The 21837-nt window shown below is 69.6% G+C and carries 20 protein-coding genes; 11 read left to right on the forward strand and 9 right to left on the reverse strand.

Going from position 1 to position 21837, the window contains the following annotated elements; all coding sequences use genetic code 11:
- Positions 1–28: 28 nt before the first annotated feature.
- From murJ to trxA, 6 genes are all read left to right on the forward strand, one after another.
- Entirely contained in the window at positions 29–2191 is a 2163-nt protein-coding gene (gene murJ / locus IF17_RS0106435) for a murein biosynthesis integral membrane protein MurJ (protein ID WP_030563056.1), read from the forward strand.
- 129 nt (positions 2192–2320) lie between these two features.
- Entirely contained in the window at positions 2321–4063 is a 1743-nt protein-coding gene (locus tag IF17_RS0106440; protein ID WP_030563058.1) for a protein kinase family protein, read from the forward strand.
- 100 nt (positions 4064–4163) lie between these two features.
- On the forward strand, positions 4164–4880 hold the full coding sequence (gene sigM, locus IF17_RS0106445) for an RNA polymerase sigma factor SigM (protein WP_030563060.1): 717 nt from the start codon (positions 4164–4166) through the stop codon (positions 4878–4880).
- Positions 4877–5881, forward strand: coding sequence for an anti-sigma factor family protein (locus tag IF17_RS0106450; protein ID WP_030563062.1), 1005 nt, complete (start codon positions 4877–4879; stop codon positions 5879–5881). Before sigM ends, IF17_RS0106450 begins: the two co-directional genes overlap by 4 nt.
- Before the next feature lie 113 nt (positions 5882–5994).
- The gene (gene trxB, locus IF17_RS0106455; protein WP_018513871.1) at positions 5995–6966 is read left to right on the forward strand and encodes a thioredoxin-disulfide reductase; all 972 of its coding nucleotides are present in this window, start codon (positions 5995–5997) and stop codon (positions 6964–6966) included.
- Positions 6967–7010: 44 nt separating this feature from the next.
- Complete coding sequence (gene trxA, locus IF17_RS0106460) at positions 7011–7346, forward strand: thioredoxin (protein ID WP_018489839.1); 336 nt, start codon at positions 7011–7013, stop codon at positions 7344–7346.
- 86 nt (positions 7347–7432) lie between these two features.
- Here the strand turns inward: trxA and IF17_RS0106465 are convergent, their stop codons facing one another.
- From IF17_RS0106465 to rpmH, 9 genes are all read right to left on the reverse strand, one after another.
- Entirely contained in the window at positions 7433–8050 is a 618-nt protein-coding gene (locus IF17_RS0106465) for a GNAT family N-acetyltransferase (RefSeq protein ID WP_030563065.1), read from the reverse strand.
- Positions 8051–8372: 322 nt separating this feature from the next.
- Entirely contained in the window at positions 8373–9452 is a 1080-nt protein-coding gene (locus IF17_RS0106470; RefSeq protein WP_030563067.1) for a ParB/RepB/Spo0J family partition protein, read from the reverse strand.
- A complete protein-coding gene (locus IF17_RS0106475; protein ID WP_076967657.1) occupies positions 9449–10522 on the reverse strand; it encodes a ParA family protein in 1074 nt (357 codons plus the stop codon). Before IF17_RS0106475 ends, IF17_RS0106470 begins: the two co-directional genes overlap by 4 nt.
- A 317-nt stretch (positions 10523–10839) precedes the next feature.
- Positions 10840–11556, reverse strand: coding sequence for a 16S rRNA (guanine(527)-N(7))-methyltransferase RsmG (gene rsmG / locus IF17_RS0106480; RefSeq protein ID WP_018513875.1), 717 nt, complete (start codon positions 11554–11556; stop codon positions 10840–10842).
- A 109-nt stretch (positions 11557–11665) separates the two neighbouring features.
- The gene (locus IF17_RS0106485) at positions 11666–12178 is read right to left on the reverse strand and encodes a Jag family protein (RefSeq protein ID WP_015609843.1); all 513 of its coding nucleotides are present in this window, start codon (positions 12176–12178) and stop codon (positions 11666–11668) included.
- Between the two features lie 14 nt (positions 12179–12192).
- On the reverse strand, positions 12193–13446 hold the full coding sequence (gene yidC / locus IF17_RS0106490; protein WP_030563069.1) for a membrane protein insertase YidC: 1254 nt from the start codon (positions 13444–13446) through the stop codon (positions 12193–12195).
- Positions 13447–13449: 3 nt separating this feature from the next.
- A complete protein-coding gene (gene yidD / locus IF17_RS1000000137550) occupies positions 13450–13809 on the reverse strand; it encodes a membrane protein insertion efficiency factor YidD (protein WP_076967656.1) in 360 nt (119 codons plus the stop codon).
- A complete protein-coding gene (gene rnpA / locus IF17_RS1000000137555; protein ID WP_076967655.1) occupies positions 13806–14177 on the reverse strand; it encodes a ribonuclease P protein component in 372 nt (123 codons plus the stop codon). Before rnpA ends, yidD begins: the two co-directional genes overlap by 4 nt.
- 19 nt (positions 14178–14196) lie before the next feature.
- On the reverse strand, positions 14197–14334 hold the full coding sequence (gene rpmH, locus IF17_RS0106505) for a 50S ribosomal protein L34 (protein ID WP_003967884.1): 138 nt from the start codon (positions 14332–14334) through the stop codon (positions 14197–14199).
- 381 nt (positions 14335–14715) lie between these two features.
- On the opposite strand from rpmH, the gene dnaA reads away from it, so the two are divergent.
- The 5 genes from dnaA to IF17_RS0106530 all read left to right on the forward strand — a co-directional run bounded on the left by dnaA (position 14716) and on the right by IF17_RS0106530 (position 21447).
- Positions 14716–16563, forward strand: a complete 1848-nt coding sequence (gene dnaA / locus IF17_RS0106510; protein WP_078615809.1) for a chromosomal replication initiator protein DnaA — start codon at positions 14716–14718, stop codon at positions 16561–16563.
- An 895-nt stretch (positions 16564–17458) separates the two neighbouring features.
- Complete coding sequence (gene dnaN / locus IF17_RS0106515) at positions 17459–18589, forward strand: DNA polymerase III subunit beta (protein WP_015609839.1); 1131 nt, start codon at positions 17459–17461, stop codon at positions 18587–18589.
- Between the two features lie 140 nt (positions 18590–18729).
- A complete protein-coding gene (gene gnd / locus IF17_RS0106520; RefSeq protein WP_030563075.1) occupies positions 18730–19614 on the forward strand; it encodes a phosphogluconate dehydrogenase (NAD(+)-dependent, decarboxylating) in 885 nt (294 codons plus the stop codon).
- 67 nt (positions 19615–19681) lie between these two features.
- The gene (gene recF, locus IF17_RS0106525) at positions 19682–20812 is read left to right on the forward strand and encodes a DNA replication/repair protein RecF (protein WP_030563077.1); all 1131 of its coding nucleotides are present in this window, start codon (positions 19682–19684) and stop codon (positions 20810–20812) included.
- Positions 20809–21447, forward strand: a complete 639-nt coding sequence (locus IF17_RS0106530) for a DciA family protein (RefSeq protein WP_237667117.1) — start codon at positions 20809–20811, stop codon at positions 21445–21447. Before recF ends, IF17_RS0106530 begins: the two co-directional genes overlap by 4 nt.
- Positions 21448–21837: the final 390 nt, after the last annotated feature.

Consider the following 21837-nt stretch of genomic DNA (forward strand, 5'->3'; position numbering starts at 1 on the left):
GGCCGGGGACGATGAGGTAGGGGTTTCGATGAACGCGCCGTACGACGGTGACCGCGGCCAGGGCGCCGGCGGAGCAGGGTCTCCGTCCGGCCCCCCGGTTCCTCCTGGCCCGGGCCAGGAGGGCCAGGTGCCGCCCGACCCGTACCTCCAGCACGCCTACGAGGACGACCCCTACCGGGCGCAGGACCTCGCGGCCCAGGACCCGGTGGGCGAGGCGCTCTACGACCGGGCGTCCCACCCGCCGCCGCCCCCGGGCACCTACCAGGAGCCGCAGGCGCTGTACCAGCAGCCGCCCGCGGCCCCGTACGCACCCGACCCGCGCATCTGGGCCCAGACACCGCCTCCCGAGCCCTCGGGGCCCTCACGCCACCTCCCGTACGGCGACGATCCGGCGACCACCCAGTTCGTCGGCGTCGATGCCCTGGTCACCCAGGCGTCGGACGACCGGCAGGAGCCGGACGCCTTCGCCCACCTCTTCCGGGACCAGGAGGGGGCGGGGAAGGTCCCGGGCCCGCCCGAGCCGGAGCCCGTCGCCGCTCCGGTCCCGCCGAAGTCCGGCGGCGGCAAGTTCTCCGGGGTGCTGAAGTCCAGCGCGTTGATGGCCGCCGGCACGCTCGTCTCCCGGCTCACCGGCTTCATCCGGTCCCTGGTGATCACCGCGGCTCTCGGCGCCGCGCTGCTCGGTGACAGCTTCACCATCGCGTACACGCTGCCGACCATGATCTACATCCTCACCGTCGGCGGCGGTCTCAACTCGGTCTTCGTCCCGCAGCTCGTCCGCGCCATGAAGGACGACGAGGACGGCGGCGAGGCCTTCGCCAACCGGCTGCTGACCCTGGTGATGGTGGCGCTCGGCCTGATCGTGGCCATCGCGGTCCTCGTCGCGCCGGTGCTGATCCAGCTGATGTCGAACACCATCGCCGACGATGTCGCCGCCAACAGCGTCGCCGTCACCTTCGCCCGGTACTGCCTGCCCACCATCTTCTTCATGGGCGTGCACGTGGTGATGGGTCAGATCCTCAACGCCCGGGGCAAGTTCGGCGCGATGATGTGGACCCCGGTCCTCAACAACATCGTCATGATCATCACGTTCGGCCTCTTCATCTGGGTGTACGGCACCTCCGCCGAGTCCCGGATGGGCGTGGACACCATCCCGCCGGAGGGCATCCGGCTGCTGGGTATCGGCACCCTTCTCGGGCTGGTCGTCCAGGCGCTGGCGATGATCCCGTACCTGCGCGAGGCGGGCTTCCGCTTCCGCCCCCGCTTCGACTGGAAGGGCCACGGGCTCGGCAAGACGGTCAAGCTGGCCAAGTGGACCGTGCTGTTCGTCCTGGCCAACCAGGCCGGCGTCCTGGTCGTCACCCAGCTCGCCACCGCCGCGGGCAAGCTGTCCGGCAAGGACGGCACCGGCTTCCTCGCCTATTCCAACGCCCAGCTGATCTGGGGCATGCCGCAGGCCATCATCACCGTCTCCGTCATGGCCGCGCTGCTGCCCCGCATCTCCCGCGCCGCCCACGACAACGACCCCGGCGCGGTCCGCGACGACATCTCGCAGGGGCTGCGCAACTCCGCCGTCGCCATCGTCCCGGTCGCCTTCACCTTCCTCGCGCTCGGCCTGCCGATGTGCACCCTGCTGTACGCCTCCAGCGGCGCCGAGGCAGCCCGCTCCATGGGCTTCATCCTGATGGCGTTCGCCCTCGGCCTGATCCCGTACTCCGTGCAGTACGTCGTGCTCCGCGGCTTCTACGCGTACGAGGACACCCGCACCCCCTTCTACAACACGGTCATCGTGGCGGCCGTCAACGCCGCCGCCTCCGCCCTCTGCTACGTCGTCCTGCCCGCCCGCTGGGCCGTCGTCGGCATGGCCTTCTCCTACGGTCTCGCCTACGCGGTCGGCGTCGGTGTCGCCTGGCGCCGACTGCGCACCCGGCTCGGCGGCGACCTGGACGGTGCGCATATCGTGCGGACCTACGCCCGGCTCTGCATGGCGGCGGTACCCGCGGCCGTCATCGGCGGCGGCATCGGCTTCGCGATCCTCGAACTTCTCGGCACGGGCGCTCTCGGATCGCTGGCCGCGCTGATCTGTGGCGGCACCCTCCTCATGGGCGTCTTCTTCGTCGCGGCGAAGAAGATGCGCATCGAAGAGGTCAACGGCCTGGTCGGCATGGTCCGTGGACGGCTCGGACGCTGAATGAGCGCACGGCCGCACAACCATCGCCGGACTCCGCGTGTCGTGGATAGCGCCGGAGTGTGGGCACAATTGGCGTGACTGTGGCGAGCTGGCCGGCTTCGCGCAACGGATGGGGAGGCAGGAACGACGGTGGCGGAACGTAGCACGGCTGCCGTCGACGTGGCCGACAACGGCGGCGACGAGCCGCTGGCCGCCAAGGCGGACAAGGCCACGAACGACGGAACGGCGCAGGCCGAGGAGACCGAGGGCGCGAGCCCCGAGACGCCCGAGAACCCCAAGGGTCACGACGGCGGGCGGGCACGTTCCGAGGCCGTTCCGGCGACCCCCGATGTACACAGCGGCCACAAACTGGCCGAGCGCTACCGGCTGGAGGAGTGCGTCACCCGTCTGGACGGCTTCAGCAGCTGGCGGGCGGTCGACGAGAAGCTGCGCCGCGCGGTCGGCGTCCACCTGCTGCCCGCGAACCACCCCCGGGCCCGCTCCGTGCTGGCCGCGGCCCGGTCGTCCGCCCTGCTCGGCGATCCTCGTTTCGTCCAGGTCCTCGACGCCGTCGAGGAGGACGATCTCGTCTACGTCGTCCACGAATGGCTCCCGGACGCCACTGAGCTCACCGCTCTGCTGGCCGCCGGACCGATGGACGCCCACGACGCCTACCAACTCGTCAGCCAGCTCTCCCACGCGATGGCGGCCGCCCACCGTGAGGGCCTGACGCACCTTCGGCTCACCCCCGGCGCCGTCCTGCGCAGCTCCACCGGCCAGTACCGGATCCGCGGGCTCGCCGTGAACGCCGCCCTGCGCGGCATCACCTCCGAACGCCCCCTGCGTCAGGACACCGAGGCGATCGGCGCCCTCCTGTACGCGGCGCTGACCAAGCGCTGGCCGTACGAGAGCGACGCGTACGGTCTCTCCGGGCTGCCCAAGGGCATGGGGCTCATCGCTCCGGACCAGGTCCGCGCCGGCGTCCACCGCGGGCTCTCCGAGCTCGCCATGCGCGCCCTCGCCAACGACGGGGCCACCGCCTCCCGGCAGGAACCCCCCTGCACGACCCCGGACGAACTGGCCAAGGCCGTCGCGGCCATGCCGCGCGTCCTGCCGCCGGAGCCCACGTTCGCCGCCCAGCCCGTCTACCAGCAGCCCGTCTACCAGCGGACGACGTATCAGCAGGGCACCTACGGACGGCCGTCCACCCATCCGTCGTCGGTGCCCCAGCCGGTGCTGGCGGCCCCTCCGGCGCCCCTCCAGAGCCGTACCGGACGGGTACTCAAGTGGAGCGTCTCGGCCCTCCTCATCGCCGCTCTCGGCCTCGGCAGCTGGCAGCTCGCGGAGATCCTGCTCGACCAGCGCAAGGGCTCCGACGACACCGGTGTCACCCAGCCGACCGACGACGAGAAGCCGGCGCCCGCCCCGCCCAAGCCGCTGACCATCGCGGACGCCACCGAGTTCATGCCCGACGGTTCGGGGATCCAGCCGGGGGACGTACCGAACACCATCGACGACGATTCCTCCACGGCGTGGGTCACCCCTCGCTACCGGGGCTTCGCCCACTTCGGCAACCTCCCGCAGCGCCGGCAGGGCAGCGGGATCATCGTCGACCTGGGGAAGGTCCAGGACGTCCGCTCCGTCGATGTGGACATGTACCGCAGCGGTCAGACGACGGCGGTGTTCGCCGCGGACCCGGACGCCTCCTCACCCTCCTCGCCGACGGACTTCCCCCAGCAGATCGTCAAGAAGACGGTCGCGGGGAAGACGCTCAAGGAGGAGCTGGAGAAGCCCGTCCGGACGCGCTACGTCCTGATCCACATCACGGAACTACCCGCGGACGGCACCGGCGGCTACCGCGGCGGGATCAACGACATCTCCGTCCTCGGCTGATCAGGAGCTGGTGTGGAGACTCCGCACCGGCCCTGATCGCCCGGCGCGCGGCCCGTTAATGTGGCACACGACATCGGATCCGGTTCGGAGGGGGAGCACGGTGGATTCCGTTCCACCAGAGGCGCCGGGCGACTCGGACCTGCTCGCCCTCCATGTGGCGGGTGACCCCGACGCCTTCGGTGAACTCGTACGCCGCCACCGCGACCGGCTGTGGGCCGTGGCGCTGCGCACCCTCGGGGACAGGGAAGAGGCGGCCGACGCCGTCCAGGACGCCCTCGTCTCCGCCTTCCGGGCCGCCCACACCTTCCGCGGCCAGTCCGCCGTCACGACCTGGCTGCACCGCATCACCGTCAACGCCTGCCTCGACCGGGTCCGCAAAGCCGCCTCCCGCAAGACGTCACCGGTGGACGACGCGGAGCGGCTCGACCAGCTCCTGGAACCCCACGAGTCGGCCGAAGCCCCCGCCGAACGGCAGGATCTGCACCGCCAGCTCTTCGCCGCCCTGGCCACCCTCCCCGCTGAACAGCGCGCGGCCCTCGTCCTGGTCGACATGCAGGGATATCCCGTGGCCGAGGCCGCCGACGTCCTGGGCGTCCCGACCGGGACCGTGAAGAGCCGGTGCGCCCGGGGCCGGGCGAGACTGGCCCCCCTGGTCCGGCACCTGCGCGGCGCGACCGGCGACGAGGATCCCGACGGGGAGAGCCACGTCACCGGAAGGAACCGGACGCCTGGTGCATCCGTCCCATCTGCGTCAGGACCGAAGGACGTAGGAGCGAACGACCCGGCCGCTGTGAAGGGAGGAGGTGGACGCCCGTGACATCCACGACCGGCACGGCCCAGCACCCGGAGGTCTCCGAGATCTCCGATCTCACCGAGGGGCTGCTCACCCCTTCCCGCGCGGGAGAGATCCGCGACCACCTCGCGGAGTGCGAGCTGTGCGCGGAGGTACGGGACTCCCTGGAGGAGGTCCGCGAGCTGCTCGGCACCCTGCCGGAACCTGAGCCGATGCCCGAAGACATCGCCGCCCGGATCGACGCGGCGCTCGCCGCCGAGGCCCGTCCCGCCTTTCCCGCCGATGAGGCGGCAGACGATTCCCGGACCACCGCTGTTTCACGCGATGCCGACGCTTCACGTGAAGATGCCGATGTTTCACGTGAAACATCGAGCGCGGATACCGGCGGCCCGTCCTCCGTGATGCCCCGCACCGACTCCTCCCCGGCCCGCCCTGCGGGCCACCCCCAAGGGTCCACGGGGCCCGGGCGCAACCGTGCCCGACGCCGTCGGCGTGCGGTGTTCCTGGGCACCGCGTGCGGCGCCGCGATCATCGGCATGAGCGTCTTCTTCCTCCAGAACCTGTCGTCGTCCTCCGACTCCTCGGGTGCGTCGGCCGACCGTGCTGTCAGCGCATCCGAGGGCGGGGCACACGCCTACTCCCAGGACACGCTGGAGACCGAGGTCCAGGACCTCCTGGCCGGTGACGTCGGCGCGGAGGACTTCACCGGGCAGAAACGGTCGCCGAGCGAGGACGAGCAGGTGGCACCGGAAGCGGAATCGCCCGACACCAAGGCCTCCAGGAGCCCGCTCATCGCCCCTGCCGTCGCCGTACCCCCGTGCGTGCAGCAGGCCACCGGCCGCACCACACCGGCCCTCGCCATCGACGAAGGGACCTATCAGGGGACGGACGCCTTCCTCGTCGTCCTTCCTCACCCGAGCGACCCCACCCGCGTGCAGGCCTATGTCGTCGCCTCCTCCTGCGTGGACACCGCTCCCGGGTCGACCGGTCGACTGCTGCTCACAGAGGCGTACGACCGCCCCTGAGGACCGCTACGGCACGTCGGGAATGCAACACCCGTAGGATCCGTTGGGTGGGGTGAGAGTCGTTGAACCGACCCCGTAGGCAGTAGGCAGTCTGCAGAGACGAGGAAGAACCCGTGAGCGACGTCCGTAATGTGATCATCATCGGCTCCGGACCGGCCGGGTACACGGCCGCGCTCTACACCGCTCGTGCCTCACTGAACCCGCTGGTCTTCGAGGGCGCGGTCACGGCCGGCGGCGCACTGATGAACACCACCGACGTGGAGAACTTCCCCGGCTTCCAGGACGGCATCATGGGCCCCGAGCTCATGGACAACATGCGAGCCCAGGCCGAGCGCTTCGGCGCCGAGCTGGTTCCCGACGATGTCGTCGCGGTGGACCTCACCGGCGACATCAAGACGGTCACCGACACGGCGGGCACCGTACACCGTGCCAAGGCCGTCATCGTCACCACCGGCTCCCAGCACCGCAAGCTCGGGCTGCCCAACGAGGACGCCCTCTCCGGCCGCGGTGTCTCCTGGTGCGCCACCTGCGACGGCTTCTTCTTCAAGGACCACGACATCGCCGTCGTCGGCGGCGGCGACACGGCCATGGAGGAGGCGACCTTCCTCTCCCGCTTCGCCAAGTCCGTCACCATCGTCCACCGCCGCGACACCCTGCGTGCCTCCAAGGCGATGCAGGACCGGGCCTTCGCCGACCCGAAGATCAAGTTCGCCTGGGACAGCGAGGTCGCCGAGGTCAAGGGTGAGCAGAAGCTCTCGGGCCTGACCCTGCGGAACACCAAGACCGGCGAGCTCTCCGAGCTCCCGGTGACCGGCCTCTTCATCGCCGTCGGACACGACCCGCGCACCGAGCTCTTCAAGGGCCAGCTGGAGCTCGACGACGAGGGTTACCTGAAGGTCGAGGCGCCCTCCACCCGCACCAACCTGACCGGTGTCTTCGGCGCCGGTGACGTGGTCGACCACACCTACCGGCAGGCCATCACCGCCGCCGGCACCGGCTGCTCCGCCGCGCTGGACGCCGAGCGCTTCCTCGCCGCGCTGGCCGACGTGGAGCCCGCCGAGCCGGAGAAGACCCCGGCAGTCTGAACTTCCCCACCGCACGCCCACCCCGAGAGACTAAGGAGGCCGCCGTGGCCGGCGACCTGAAGCACGTAACCGACGACACGTTCGACGATGTCGTCCTCAAGAGCGAGAAGCCCGTTCTGGTCGACTTCTGGGCTGCCTGGTGCGGCCCGTGCCGTCAGATCGCTCCCTCGCTGGAAGCGATCGCGGCGGAGCACGGCGACCAGATCGAGATCGTCAAGCTCAACATCGACGAGAACCCGGCCACCGCCGCCAAGTACGGCGTGATGTCCATCCCGACCCTGAACGTCTACCAGGGCGGCGAGGTCGCCAAGACCATCGTCGGCGCCAAGCCGAAGGCTGCGATCCTCCGCGACCTCGAAGGCTTCATCAGCGCCAAGTAGTCACGCGCGCCCCGGCGCGATGTTTCACGTGAAACGGGCCCACCCCCTCAACGGGGTGGGCCCGTTTCCGTACCGTCCGAGTCCGCTCAGAGCGGGCGCAGCGCCGGTTCCTTCTGCACTGCCCCCAGGAGCCGGTCGAGAGCCATCTCGACGTCCTCCTTCCAGGAGAGCGTCGTCCGCAGTTCCAGCCTCAACCGCGGATACCGGGGGTGGGGCCGCACGGTCTTGAAGCCGACCGCCAGCAGGTGATCCGCCGGGAGCACGCAGCCGAACTCCTCCGCCCGGGCGTCCCCGAACGCCTCGATCGCCTTGAAGCCCCGGCGCAGTACGTCCTTGGCCACCGTCTGCACCATGACGCGACCGAGCCCTTGGCCCTGATACCCCGGAACGATCAGACCGGTGATGAGCTGAACGGCGTCGGGGGAGACCGGGCTGGTAGGGAAGGCCGTCGAGCGTGGGACGTAGGCAGGCGGCGCGTAGAGGACGAACCCCGCCGGGACGTCGTCCACATAGACCACCCGGCCGCAGGACCCCCACTCCAGGAGCACCCCGGAGATCCAGGCCTCCTTCTCCAGCTCCGGCTTGCCCGCCTTTACCGCGGCTTCCCCGCTGACCGGGTCAAGCTCCCAGAAGACGCACGCGCGGCAGCGCTCGGGGAGATCTTGAAGGTTGTCCAAGGTGAGCGGTACAAGCCGACGCCCCATGGCGGCGATCCCTCACTTCTCTCGCCCGCCGCATCACGTGCGGCCGCCAGCGCGTTCCGTTCGTGGAACAGACTGCCGACGAATCCCCCGACGGCTCCCAGGCCCAGCCCGACCGTCACCAGCCGACTGCGGCTCACTGTTCGCAAGGTCCCCGCCCTCCTCCGAGGTCGATCACCGTGGATGCGCCATCCCAGATCGCATCGTATCCACCCAGAGGTGATGCGGATACCGAGAGAGGGCAAAGGGCGGGCCGTGTTCCGGTGAGCACCGGAACACGGCCCGCCCTTCACGCGGTCCTACGGGCAAGCGGACGCCAGGGGAGTCAGCTCTCGTCGTCCTCGTCGGGAGCCTCGGCGAGACGGCGCTCCAGCACCTTTCCCTCACCCGGGGCGAGGGAGCCGAGAATCCGGTCCAGATCCTCCATCGAGGCGAACTCGACGGTGATCTTCCCCTTCTTCTGGCCCAGGTCGACCTTCACCCGGGTCTCGAAGCGGTCCGAGAGCCGGGTCGCCAGATCGGTCAGTGCGGGGGACAGCCGCGCACCGGCCCGGGGGCCCTTCGGCTTGGGCGAGCTCGTGGGACGCGAACCCATGAGCGTCACGATCTCCTCGACCGCGCGGACCGAGAGGCCCTCCGCAACGATGCGGTGGGCCAGCCGGTCCTGCTCCTCGGAGTCGTCCACCGACAGCAGGGCGCGGGCGTGGCCGGCCGAGAGAACGCCCGCGGCCACCCGCCGCTGCACGGGCGGCGAGAGCCGCAGGAGCCGCAGCGTGTTGGACACCTGGGGACGGGACCGCCCGATCCGGTCGGCCAGCTGGTCATGGGTGCACTTGAAGTCCTTGAGGAGCTGGTCGTACGCGGCAGCCTCCTCCAGCGGGTTCAGCTGAGCCCGGTGGAGGTTCTCCAGCAGGGCGTCCAGGAGGAGCTTCTCGTCGTCCGTGTCGCGGACGATGCTCGGAATCCGCTCCAGGCCCGCTTCACGGGAGGCGCGCAGACGGCGCTCGCCCATGATGAGCTCGTAGCGGTCCGTCCCCACCTTGCGTACGACGACCGGCTGGAGAAGACCCACCTCCTTGATGGAGGTGACCAGCTCGGCCAGGGCGTCCTCGTCGAAGACCTCACGGGGCTGGCGGGGGTTCGGCGTGATCGAACCGATGGGCAGCTCGGCGAAGTACGCACCGGACGTCCCCGACTCCTGGTCCGGCGCGGACGCCGGCTCCGGCACCACCGGGGACGACGGGAGTGCGGTCACCTTCGCGGCCGCCACCCCCCGCTCCGCCGTCAGAACCGGTCCCCCGCCGGAGGCGGAACCGCCTCCCGGGCCCGGCACCTGCTTCTCCTGGGGAGCGGCGGGGATCAGCGCACCGAGCCCACGCCCCAGCCCTCTACGTCGCTCACTCACTGAATGCCCTCCGAAACGTTCTGCTGGCTGTTCTGAATCGCGTGGGCGTGCTGGGCCTCGTAGTGCACCCCGACACCCCGCAGGGCGATCTCCCGGGCGGCTTCGAGATACGAGAGCGAGCCGCTGGACCCCGGGTCGTAGGTCAGCACGGTCTGCCCGTAACTCGGCGCCTCCGAGATACGGACGGACCGCGGGATGCTCGTCCGCAGCACTTCCTTGCCGAAGTGGGTACGGACCTCCTCGGCGACCTGGGAGGCGAGCCTGGTCCTGCCGTCGTACATGGTCAACAGGATCGTGGACACATGCAGATCCGGGTTCAAGTGGCCCCGCACCAGGTCGACATTGCGCAGCAGCTGACCCAGGCCCTCCAGCGCGTAGTACTCGCACTGGATGGGGATCAGCACCTCCGCCCCGGCCACCATGGCGTTCACCGTGAGCAGGCCGAGGGAGGGCGGGCAGTCGATGAGGATGTAGTCCAGCGGCTGCTCGTACGCCTGGATGGCCCGCTGGAGACGGCTCTCCCGCGCCACCAGCGACACGAGCTCGATCTCCGCACCGGCGAGATCGATCGTCGCGGGGGCGCAGAAGAGACCCTCGACGTCCGGGACAGGCTGCACCACTTCGGAGAGCGGCCGGCTCTCCACCAGCACGTCATAGATCGACGGAACATCGGAGTGGTGATCGATCCCCAGCGCTGTGGAGGCATTGCCCTGGGGGTCGAGGTCGACCACCAGGACCCGAGCACCGTGCAGGGCCAGCGAAGCAGCGAGGTTGACCGTCGTGGTCGTCTTACCGACCCCGCCCTTCTGGTTGGCCACCACGATGACGCGGGTCCGGTCAGGGCGAGGCAGCCCCTCACCGGCGCGACCGAGGGCCTCCACGGCCAGCTGGGCAGCGCGACCGATGGGTGTGTCGTCCATCGGCGGCGGTGTTTCACGTGAAACACCGTCCCCCACGGACTCGGTTCGGGGGCCGGGGACCGGATCGGTCATCGGTCCCGCGATGTTGGCGTCGGACCGCAACGGTTCACTCTCCTCGACTTCAGGCTCGCAATGAGGAGAGCCTGCCATGCTTTCGGGGTCGTGAACCAGCGAGGCCCGCTGATCTGTGGATGAATCCGGGCGTGTGGACAACTCGGTAACCCGTACGGGTTTCCGGTCGCGCGGTGTGGCAGCCGCACGACCGCGGCCGATGATTCCCTGCAGCAGAGAGCGACGTTTCACGTGAAACACGATGCCCCCGCATCGCAACTACCAGGCCACGACACTCCGCAGGGGGTACAGATGGCCACTTTCCCGGCATTTCACTGCTAGACGGTAGAGATCGCTTGGAAGGGGCCATGCCGGACCGCTCTCCACCCGGCCGACCCCGACACGAGCGGCAGCCCTCAGCGGCGGCGTCGGGTGCGCCCCACCCGCGCGGCCTTGGCCCTCTTTGCGGCGAACCTCACACCGCCCGGGCTCTCGCCCACCACCACGCGCACCACCGTGGAGAGCGGATCGACCACGCCCTCGCCGACCTGGAGCACCTCGGTCTCCAGCACACCGAGCTTGCTCAGGGCCGCCCGGGCGCCGTTGATCTCTTCCTCGGCGGTGTCGCCCTTCAGTGCGAGCATCTCCCCGTAGGGCCGCAGCAGGGGCACGCCCCAGCCTGCCAGCCGGTCCAGCGGCGCCACGGCACGAGCGGTCACCACATGGACGGGCTGAAGCGTCCCGAGGACCTCCTCGGCCCTCCCACGCACCACCGTCACATGGTCCAGGCCGAGCAGCTCGACGACCTCCTGGAGAAAGTTCGTCCGGCGGAGCAGCGGCTCCAGCAGCGTGATCTTGAGGTCGGGGCGTACCAGGGCCAGCGGGATGCCGGGCAGGCCGGCGCCCGAGCCCACATCGCAGACCGTCACGCCTTCCGGCACCACCTCGGAGAGCACCGCGCAGTTCAGCAGGTGCCGCTCCCACAGCCGCGGCACCTCACGCGGTCCGATCAGGCCACGCTTCACGCCGGCATCGGCGAGCAGCTCCGCGTACCGGACAGCCTCCGGGAAGAGCTCTCCGAATACCGCCTGCGCCTCTTCAGGTGCCTGGGGGAGCTCTGCAGCGTCCGTCACGGGGACCGTCCTTCCGTACCGCACTAGCGCACTGGGGGTGGCTGACTATCAGGCTGACAAAGATCGGCCCCGCCTGCGAACAGACGGGGCCGACAGTACAAGGATCCGGTCAGGCCGGGAGAACGACGACGAAGCGCTGCGGCTCCTCGCCCTCCGACTCGCTCCGGAGACCGGCTGCGGCGATCGCGTCGTGCACGACCTTGCGCTCGAACGGCGTCATCGGGTCCAGCTTGACCGGCTGGCCCGAGGTCTTGACGTCGTTGGCGGCCTTGGCACCCAGCTCGGCGAGGATCTCGCGCTTCTTGGCCCGGAAGCCGCCGATGTCCAGCATCAGACGGCTGCGGTCGCCGGTCTCCCGGTGGACCGCCAGCCGGGTCAGCTCCTGGAGCGCCTCCAGCACCTCACCGTCGCGTCCCACGAGCTTCTGGAGTTCACGCGGGGAGTCGCTGATGATCGATACCGCGGCCCGGTCCGCCTCGACGTCCATGTCGATGTCGCCGTCGAGGTCGGCGATGTCGAGCAGGCCTTCGAGGTAGTCGGCTGCGATCTCCCCCTCCTGCTCAAGGCGGGTCAGAGTGTCGCTGCCCTCGGCGGCGGCCGTGGAGGTGGTGCCTTCCGTCACGGGTGGACTCCTTCTTACTTCTTGGACGGGTGCTTGGGCCGCTGCGGGCCCTTGCGCTGTCCGGACTTGGCTTGGCGTGAGGAGCCGGAGGCGGACTTGCCCGCCGACGTCGGCTTGTCGTCCTGCGGTGCGTCCTGCTTCTGGAGCGAGGTCTTGGAACCGGCCGCGGGCTCGTCCTTGGCGGCCGCACCGGCGGTGGTGGCCGTCTGGCGCTTCGCCTTGGTCTGGCGCTTGGGCTGCTGACGCTTGGCCGCGGCGCTCTCTCCCTCGGGAACGACCTCGCCCTTCTTGACGGTGCCGTCCTCCTGGGCGACGAGACCCTTCTTGCTCAGCCCGGTGATGAACTTGCGCTCGATGTCGTTGCGGTCGGGGCCCTTGGCCACGATCGCCTTGACGGTCCGGCGCTGCGTCCGGCCACGGACCTGACCACGGGAGTCCACGGTCTTGAGCACCCGCTGGAGGTAGGCATCCTGCGCCTTGCTGCCCGGCGTCGGGTTCTGGTTGATCACGTACATCTGCTGACCCATGGTCCAGACGTTCGTGGTCAGCCAGTAGACGAGGACACCGACGGGGAAGTTGACACCCATCACGGCGAAGATGACCGGGAAGATGTACATCAGCATCTTCTGCTGCTGCATGTACGGGGTCTTCACCGTGAGGTCGACGTTCTTCGTCATCAGCTGGCGCTGGGTGAAGAACTGCGAGGCCGACATCAGCACGATCATGACGGCGGTGACGACCCGGACGTCCAGCAGCGTGGCGTCGAGCGACTGGAGCTTCTCGACGCTGTCGGTGAACTTCGCGGCCAGCGGCGCACCGAAGATGTGGGCCTGACGGGCGCTGTCCAGCAGGTCCTGGTTGATCGCGCCGATCTTCTTGCCCGAGGCGATGGACGACAGCACGTGGTACAGGGCGAAGAAGAACGGGGACTGCGCCAGGATCGGAAGGCACGAGGAGAGCGGGTTGGTGCCCGTCTCCTTGTACAGCTTCATCATCTCTTCGGACTGACGCTGCTTGTCGTTCTTGTAGCGCTCCTGGATCGCCTTCATCTTCGGCTGGAGCACCTGCATGTTGCGGGTCGACTTGATCTGCTTCACGAAGAGCGGGATCAGGCAGATCCGGATCAGCACCACCAGGGACACGATGGACAGGCCCCAGGCCCACCCGGAGTCATCGCCGAAGAGCGCTCCGTAGACCTTGTGGAACTGGACGATGACCCACGAGACGGGCGTGGTGATAAAGCTGAACAGACTGGCAATCGTGTCCACTAATCAGGCTCCTTGAGCATTGGGCGAGGTCTCTGTGGCCGGGCTCGGGGGTTCGGAGACCGGCCCCCCGGACGGCACATCAGCGGCGGGCTCCCCGCCCTTGCCGCCGCGCAGGCCGTTGCGCAGCAGCTCGTGCCACCGCGGACGCTTGCGTTGCGGGACATGGTCCACACCGCCGGGTGACCACGGGTTGCATCGCAGGATGCGCCAGGCGGTCAGCGCCGTTCCCTTGATCGCACCGTGCCGGTCGATAGCCGTATATCCATAGTGGGAACACGACGGGTAATAGCGGCAGACAGGCCCGAGGAGTGGGCTGATCGTCCACTGGTACAGCTTGATGAGGGCAAGCAGCGGGTACTTCATCTCGCGCCCCCTCCCAGCAGCCGCTGAAGGGCGGCATCCAGGTCTCGGGCCAGCTGTGCATGGTCGGCGTCGCCCGCACCGGGCAGCGCTCGTACGACAACAAGGCTACCGGGGGGCAGCTGCGCCAGCCGGTCGCGGACCAGATGGCGAAGCTTCCGCTTCACCGCGGTGCGGACGACCGCGCCTCCCACCGCTTTGCTGACAACGAAACCCGCACGCGGCGCGGGGAGAGTCTCCCCCGTCACGTGCGGGTCCGTTTCACCGCTGCGTAGGTGGACGACGAGCAGTGGACGTCCGGCTCGACGTCCTCGTCGTACCGCGGTCGCGAAGTCCTCGCGCCGCCTCAGCCGATTCTCGGTAGGCAGCACGTCATGGACCTGTAAGCGATCAGGCGGACAGGCTGCTGCGGCCCTTGCCACGGCGGTTGGCGAGAATCGCGCGGCCGGCACGGGTACGCATGCGCAGACGGAAGCCGTGGGTCTTGGCGCGACGGCGGTTGTTCGGCTGGAAGGTGCGCTTGCTCACTCGGGGGCTCCAGAAATGATTCGTGTCTTGGCGGGACATCGCCTGGCTGTCACCGTGCGCCCACGAGGAACTCGCGTAAACGCCTTAGTGCACCGCTTCACAATCACAGATCGTGATCTTTGCCCATCGGAGGCAGGCGGCAGCAGCCATCGACAACTCGACCTGGTCACGGTACGCGCGGCTACGCCATCCGGTCAAACCGGCTCCGCGCGACCCCCCATTGTGCACAGCCTGTGGACAACAACTTGAACCGCGCGGCCCGGCCTGACTACCGTGGCTGAACTCCGGTTCTTTTCCTTCCCGACTGCCGGGCCTCACCCATCCCGACCCATCCCGTCCCGAGAACCACACATTCGTGGGACATGCGAGAGAGCGTGCCTTGTGGCTGACGTACCTGCCGATCTTGCCGCAGTGTGGCCACGAGTGCTGGAGCAACTCCTCGGGGAGGGCCAGCAGGGCATCGAGCCGAAGGACAAGCAGTGGATCGAGCGCTGCCAGCCGCTGGCACTCGTCGCCGACACCGCACTCCTGGCCGTCCCCAATGAATGGGGCAAGCGCGTCCTCGAAGGGCGCCTCGCCCCGCTCATCAGCGAGACGCTGACCCGGGAGTGCGGCCGCCCCATCCGGATCGCGATCACCGTCGACGACTCCGCGGGCGAGCCGCCCTCCCCGCCGGCGCCCCCGATGCACCAGTCGCATCAGAGCCAGCAGGGCCACCGCTACCAGGGGCAGCCGCGTGACGACGGGCGGGACGACGGCTACGACGGATACGGCCACCGCCCCTCCGACGACGGCATGCCGACGGCCCGCCCGGCCTATCCCGACTACCAGCAGCAGCGCCCCGAGCCGGGCGCCTGGCCGCGCACCCAGGAGGACCTCTCCTGGCAGCAGCCGCGGCACGGGGGCTACCAGGACCGCGAGCAGCCCGCCTCCGACACCTACCGCGAGACCGAGTCGTACCGCGACCAGCCCTCCGAGCAGTGGCGTGAGCCGTACGGAACCGGCCGCCCCCAGCAGCCGCAGCACGACTACCGGTCGCAGCCCCCCGAGCGCCAGGGGTACGAGCAGCAGCGCGACCGCCACGACCAGCACGACCAGCAGCACCGCCAGGGCGGTCCCGGCCCCGGTCGTACCGGTGGCCCGGGTCCCGGCCCGATGGGCGCCCAGCCCGCGCCCGCGCCGGGACCGGGTGAGCCGCACGCCCGGCTGAACCCGAAGTACCTCTTCGACACCTTCGTCATCGGCGCCTCCAACCGGTTCGCGCACGCCGCCGCCGTGGCCGTCGCCGAGGCACCCGCCAAGGCGTACAACCCCCTTTTCATCTACGGGGAGTCGGGGCTCGGTAAGACCCACCTGCTGCACGCGATCGGGCACTACGCACGGAGCCTCTACCCGGGCACCCGGGTGCGGTACGTGAGCTCGGAGGAGTTCACCAACGAGTTCATCAACTCGATCCGCGACGGCAAGGGCGACACCTTCCGCAAGCGGTACCGCGATGTCGACATCCTCCTGGTCGACGACATCCAGTTCCTGGCGAGCAAGGAGTCGACGCAGGAGGAGTTCTTCCACACCTTCAATACGCTGCACAACGCGAACAAGCAGATCGTGCTCTCCTCGGACCGGCCGCCCAAGCAACTGGTGACGCTGGAGGACCGGCTCCGCAACCGCTTCGAGTGGGGCCTGACCACCGACGTCCAGCCGCCAGAGCTGGAGACCCGGATCGCCATCCTCCGTAAGAAGGCGGTGCAGGAGCAGCTGAACGCGCCTCCGGAGGTCCTGGAGTTCATCGCCTCGCGGATCTCGCGCAACATCCGTGAGCTGGAGGGCGCCCTGATCCGGGTGACGGCCTTCGCCTCCCTCAACCGGCAGCCGGTGGACCTCGGGCTGACCGAGATCGTGCTGAAGGACCTGATCCCGGGCGGCGAGGAGTCCGCACCGGAGATCACGGCGCCGGCCATCATGGCGGCCACCGCGGACTACTTCGGTTTGACCGTGGAGGACCTCTGCGGATCCTCGCGCAGCCGGGTCCTGGTGACGGCGCGCCAGATCGCCATGTATCTGTGCCGGGAGCTCACGGATCTCTCGCTGCCGAAGATCGGCGCGCAGTTCGGCGGCCGTGACCATACGACGGTGATGCACGCGGACCGGAAGATCCGGGCGCTGATGGCCGAGCGCCGCTCCATCTACAACCAGGTCACCGAGCTCACCAACCGCATCAAGAACAGCTGACGAAGGCTCCTGACTGCCTCATAAGGCGCCTCGCGACGACCTCCCACGGTCCGCGCGAGGCGCCTTTCGTCGTTCCTGAGGGGTCCCGGGAGCGGTCGCAGCGGTCTCCTCCGCACCGGGCCTGTTCGAATACGGGCTGCTCAGAGCTCCTTCTCCACAGATGTGCGGGATTTCTTCCGTCCACAGCCTGGGGACCGGGAAGTTGTCCATATTGCGTCCACAGGCCTGGCTGCCGATACTCCATCAGGCCAGGTCACATGGTTGGGGATTTGTGGTCAACCGTGATCCACAGCCTGTGGACAGTTTCCTCGTCCACAGGGGGAGCTTCCGGTTGTCCACCGTCGGCCCACAAGCTGGACGCTGTTGTCCCCAGCTCGGCCCGGCTTCTCCACACCTCTGTCCACTGTTCGGCAACAGAACACGCCCTCTCACCGCCCGGAGTGAAAGGCGTCACACCAAGCTGCCTGATTGGGCTGTGGGGAACGTGGGTAAAGCTGGGGACAGGCCTGGGGAGAAGTGACCCCCTCCTGTGCATCGGGTGTGCAGAACTTCCGCCCGTCCACAGAAAGCCCCGGTTGTCCACGGGTGCCACCCACAGGGTCGGTGGACAAAAAACCGGTACTGACCTGCGCAAACGACGTTATCCACGGTTTCCACAGGGCCTACTACTACTACCACTCAGAGTTAGCCAGGAATCCGCTTCGAAGTGGGGCCTGTGTACAACTCGCCCGGCGACCGCCTCGCCGCGTTTTGCTCGACTTGACCCCGAGCAGCAACGACTGTCGGTGCTGTGCGTCAGACTGGACCCCGGAGCCACCCCGGCCGTCGGCAGGGAGCTCCGGTCCAGACGACGAAGGCCAGCAGGGCGAGCGAGCAACAGCAGGAGGCGGTTCCGGTGAAGATCCGGGTGGAGCGCGATGTACTCGCGGAGGCGGTGGCCTGGGTGGCCCGCAGCCTCCCGGCCCGTCCGCCGGCGCCCGTTCTCGCGGGCCTTCTGCTGAAGGCCGAGGACGGAGCCCTCTCCTTCTCCAGCTTCGACTACGAGGTCTCGGCCAAGGTCTCCGTGGACGCGGAGGTCGACGAGGACGGCACGGTGCTCGTCTCCGGCCGGCTGCTCGCCGACATCTGCCGCGCCCTCCCCAACCGCCCGGTGGAGATCTCCACCGACGGTGTACGGGCCACGGTGGTCTGCGGCTCCTCGCGCTTCACCCTCCACACACTGCCTGTGGAGGAGTACCCGGCGCTGCCGCAGATGCCGACCGCCACGGGCACCGTCCCCGGTGAGGTCTTCGCATCGGCCGCCGCCCAGGTCGCCATCGCCGCCGGCCGCGACGACACGCTGCCCGTGCTGACCGGTGTGCGCATCGAGATCGAGGGCGACACCGTCACCCTCGCCTCCACCGACCGCTACCGCTTCGCGGTCCGCGAGTTCCTCTGGAAGCCCGAGGACCCGGAGGCCTCCGCGGTCGCCCTGGTGCCCGCCAAGACGCTCCTGGACACCGCCAAGGCGCTCACCAGCGGTGACACGGTCACCCTGGCGCTCTCCGGCTCCGGTGCCGGTGAGGGGCTGATCGGTTTCGAGGGCGCGGGACGCACGACGACCACGCGGCTGCTCGAAGGCGACCTGCCGAAGTACCGCACGCTCTTCCCCACCGAGTTCAACTCGGTCGCGGTCATCGAGACCGCCCCCTTCGTCGAGGCCGTCAAGCGTGTGGCCCTCGTCGCCGAGCGCAACACCCCGGTCCGGCTCAGCTTCGAGCAGGGCGTGCTCATCCTGGAAGCCGGTTCCAGCGACGACGCACAGGCTGTGGAGCGCGTCGACGCGGTGCTGGAGGGCGACGACATCTCGATCGCCTTCAACCCGACGTTCCTGCTGGACGGTCTGAGCGCGATCGACTCCCCGGTCGCCCAGCTCTCCTTCACCACGTCCACCAAGCCCGCCCTGCTCAGCGGGCGCCCGGCCGTGGACGCCGAGGCGGACGACGCGTACAAGTACCTGATCATGCCGGTGCGCCTCTCCGGCTGATCCGATCGTCACCGGTGGGCCCGTTCGGCGCGGAGCGGGCCCACCGCGCTGTCCCGCCGTGCTGAGCCCCGCCGGGCGTAGGCTCGGACCCGGGCGGGATACGCCCCGACGCTATCGCCACGACGCTTAAGGAATCTCTGATGGAGCTCGGTCTCGTCGGCCTCGGCAAGATGGGCGGCAACATGCGCGAGCGCATCCGCCGCGCAGGCCACACCGTCATCGGTTACGACCGCAACCCGGATGTCGCCGATGTCCACAGTCTCGAAGAGCTTGTGGGCAAGCTGAAGGGCCCGCGGGTCATCTGGGTGATGGTCCCGGCCGGTGCCGCGACGCAGTCCACGATCGACGAACTCGCCGTACTGCTCTCGCCCGGCGACGTCGTCGTCGACGGCGGGAACTCGCGCTGGACCGACGACGAGAAGCACGCCGTCGAGCTGGGGCTCAAGGAGATCGGCTTCGTCGACTGCGGCGTCTCCGGCGGCGTCTGGGGCCTGGAGAACGGCTACGCCCTGATGTACGGCGGCACCGCGGAGAACGTGGCGAAGGTCCAGCCGATCTTCGACGCGCTCAAGCCCGAGGGCGACTTCGGCTCCGTCCACGCGGGCAAGGTCGGCGCCGGCCACTTCGCGAAGATGGTCCACAACGGCATCGAGTACGCCATGATGCAGGCCTACGCCGAGGGCTGGGAGCTCCTGGAGAAGGTCGACTCCGTCACCGACGTGCGCGAGGTCTTCCGCTCCTGGCAGGAGGGCACGGTCATCCGTTCCTGGCTGCTCGACCTCGCGGTCAACGCCCTGGACGACGACGAGCACCTGGACAAGCTCCGGGGCTTCGCCGCCGACTCGGGCGAGGGCCGCTGGACGGTGGAGGCCGCGATCGACAACGCGGTGCCGCTGCCCGCCATCACGGCGTCCCTGTTCGCGCGGTTCGCCTCGCGCCAGGACGACTCGCCGCAGATGAAGATGATCGCCGCGCTGCGCAACCAGTTCGGCGGCCACGCGGTCGAGTCCAAGTCCGAGAACTGACCGGACCGCCGGCGGCGCGTCGGCAGCGAAACAACCAGCGAAGCACCACCGGGAGAGGTCGGCCACCATGCACGTCACCCATCTCTCGCTGGCCGACTTCCGCTCGTACGCCCGGGTCGAGGTCCCTCTCGACCCGGGCGTCACCGCGTTCGTGGGGCCCAACGGGCAGGGCAAGACCAATCTCGTCGAGGCCGTCGGCTATCTCGCCACGCTCGGCAGCCACCGGGTCTCCTCGGACGCCCCCCTGGTGCGGATGGGCGCCGAGCGGGCCGTGATCCGCGCGGCGGTGACCCAGGGCGAGCGCTCGCAGCTGATCGAGCTGGAGCTCAATCCCGGCCGTGCCAACCGGGCCCGTATCAACAGGTCCTCGCAGGTCAGACCGCGTGACGTGCTCGGGATCGTACGGACGGTGCTGTTCGCGCCGGAGGACCTGGCGCTGGTCAAGGGCGACCCAGGGGAGCGGCGGCGGTTCCTCGACGAGCTGATCACCGCGCGCTCGCCCCGGATGGCCGGGGTCCGCTCCGACTACGAGCGGGTGCTCAAGCAGCGCAACACCCTGCTGAAGTCCGCCGCCATGGCGCGCCGGCACGGCGGCCGGTCGATGGACCTGTCCACCCTCGACGTCTGGGACCAGCACCTGGGCCGGGTCGGCGCCGAGCTGCTCGCGCAGCGCCTGGACCTGATCGCCACGCTCCAGCCGCTGGCCGACAAGGCGTACGGGGACGTGGCGCCGGGCGGCGGCCCCGTGACCCTGGAGTACCGCAGCTCGGTGGGCGAGGACATCGACCCGGCGAGCACCCGTGACGAGCTGTACGAGCGGCTGATCGCGGCGCTCGTCGGGGTCCGCAAGCAGGAGATCGAGCGCGGGGTGACGCTGGTGGGTCCGCACCGGGACGACCTGCTGCTCGGCCTGCGGTCCATGCCCGCGAAGGGGTACGCGAGCCACGGGGAGTCCTGGAGCTACGCGCTGGCGCTGCGGCTGGCCAGTTACGAGCTGCTGCGCGCCGAGGGCAACGAGCCGGTGCTGGTCCTGGACGACGTCTTCGCCGAGCTGGACGCCCGCCGCCGGGAGCGGCTGGCGGAGCTGGTGGCCCCGGGCGAGCAGGTGCTGGTGACGGCCGCGGTGGCGGAGGACGTGCCCGGCGTGCTGGCGGGGGCGCGATACGCGGTGTCGGCGGGCGAGGTGGAGCGGGTATGACCGGCCGGGACGGAGAGTCCGGGGGCGCTTCCGCCGCGGAGGGGACGTCGAGCGGTACGGGGCCTGCGGCCCGTGGTGACGGCGGATCCGGTGGTACGCCGGCGGACGCCGGGAGCCCCAAGCCGCCCGAGGTGTCCGGGGTCGACCTCGCCCGGGTCGCGCTGCGGGCGGCGAAGGAGCAGGCCAGGGCGCGGGGTGCGGCGGCCCAGCAGAAGAAGCAGGCCAGGCGCGGCGGCGGGCTGCGCTCCGGGGCCCGCTCGGACGGCCGCGATCCGCAGCCGCTGGGCTCCGCGATCAACCGGCTGATCACCGAACGCGGCTGGGAGACCCCGGCGGCGGTGGGCGGGGTGATGGGGCGGTGGCCGCAGATCGTGGGCGACGATCTGGCCAACCACTGCGTCCCCCTCCGCTACGACGAGGACCCGGCCGCGCGGGTGCTCACTGTGAGCTGCGACTCCACGGCGTGGGCGACCCAGCTGCGGCTGCTGGCCCCGCAACTGGTGGCCCGGCTCAACGCGGATCTGGGGCAGGGCACCGTACGGATGATCAAGGTGCTCGGTCCGGGGGGCCCGGAGCGCCGGTTCGGGCCGCTGCGGGCGCCCGGCAGCAAGGGGCCCGGGGACACCTACGGGTGAGTGCCCCGCTGCCCTCCGACTGCTGATCGGACATCCCGCCACCCAACCCTGAGCTGCACTTTTGGCTGGATCTTGTCGTGTCCCTGATGCTCGCGCACGGGGCTTCGGGCGGCCCGGAGCTCCCGGTTCACCACGGTTCGTACCGGCGGAAACCGGGGGGTGCGGCCGGAGCGTCCCTCACCGTAGCGGGAAGTTGACAGGCCGAAGCGCTCCATGCCCGTCAGGGCCTCTTGGGGCCCCTCCCTGAATATGGGGAGTCGTCAACCGTCGATTCAGGGCGGCACATGCGTACTCAGGTACCGGCAAACCCCCATTCATGTCAGTGCTACCGGTAGACTGGTGAGTAATCCCGCCGCTGAGGCGGGAGTCGTCGATACAAGCCGAACGACG

Origin of the sequence: Streptomyces cyaneofuscatus, assembly GCF_000718135.1 — a bacterium.
GTDB classification, from domain to species: domain Bacteria; phylum Actinomycetota; class Actinomycetes; order Streptomycetales; family Streptomycetaceae; genus Streptomyces; species Streptomyces cyaneofuscatus.